The organism is Vibrio sp. 10N.286.48.F5, assembly GCF_041469785.1.
Classification (GTDB): domain Bacteria; phylum Pseudomonadota; class Gammaproteobacteria; order Enterobacterales; family Vibrionaceae; genus Vibrio; species Vibrio crassostreae_C.
Genome location: NZ_JBFRLG010000059.1, coordinates 1 through 1,208 on the forward strand (window position 1 = coordinate 1; position 1,208 = coordinate 1,208).

At 44.8% G+C, this 1,208-nt stretch carries 1 protein-coding gene; it reads left to right on the plus strand.

Translation table 11 applies throughout. The features are described from left to right. Nucleotides 1-104: 104 nt before the first annotated feature. A partial coding sequence (locus AB4185_RS21645) for an ISL3 family transposase (protein ID WP_102332849.1) occupies nt 105-1,208 on the plus strand: 1,104 nt, incomplete at its 3' end.

A 1,208-nucleotide genomic window follows, 5' to 3' on the forward strand; every position in this document is an offset into this window, starting at 1 on the left:
CTTTTTTATGGTTCATCGCGGATTAGCGGGAACTAAAAACAAAAACGGTAGTAAGTGATATGGTTTAGTCGCCAAACAAAAATCATACACAAACTACCGTTTTCATGCCGAATCATACTTTCCTATCTTCATTCTGGGAAGGCTTTCAAATAGTAAAGTCTCACCAGACAGCATCACTTATTACCCTGACTCTTAAACCTAACTCTGAGGCTAAGTGCCTTTGTGGTCTCGAGGCCGAGGCTATTCATGAGTATCAATGGCGTCATGTAAAAGAGGCCATGTTGCTCGGTGTTCCTGTTGAACTTTCCGTTCAAACACGAAGAATCAAGTGTCGTGACTGCGGCATAAAAACAGAGTCTCTATCTTGGCTAGAGCCTTATGCTCGCATCACGAAGCGCTTAAAAAGTTATATAGAACAACTGCTGCCTCTTCTTCCCATTAAGCATATCTCCCAGTTAACAAGCGTACATTGGCACACCATTAAAGAGATAGATAAACGCCGACTTCGCCAAGTGGTACCGTCAGTGAAATGGGAGGGGCTAAGGCAACTCGTCATGGATGAGTTCGCTATCTTTAAAGGACATCGGTATGCCACGGTCATCGCTGACGCTAAGACTCACCAAGTTATTTGGATAGGGTTAGGCCGTAGCCGCAAGGACATACGACCGTTCTTCGAGCTGTTAGGCAAGCATGGCAATAATATCGAAGCGGTCGCGATGGACATGAATACGGCTTTTGACCTTGAAGTTCAAGCGCATTGCCCGAACGCAAAAATCGTTTACGACTTATTCCATGTTGTCGCTAAGTTCGGTCGTGAGGTCATGGATAGAGTCAGAGTCGACCAAGCCAACAAGCTCAAGCAAGATAAAAAAGCGAGGCAATGGGTCAAGCGCTCACGCTGGGTGTTGTTGAAAAATAGAGGCAACTTAAATCCACGGCAAGACAGCTATCTTACAGAAATATTGAATATCAATAAGGACTTAATGACCACTTATATACTCGGGGCACAGCTCAAAGAGCTTTGGTATTGTGAATCAGAAGCACATGCTAAAGGGCTCTGGGAGGCGTGGTGGGCACAAGTACAAGAGAGTGGAATTAAGCCATTGAAAGAGTTCGCACGAAAACTGAGTCCTTATCTTCACGGTATTATCGCATCGGCAAGTTATCCGCTAAACACCTGCACCCTAGAAGGGATAAACAACAAGATA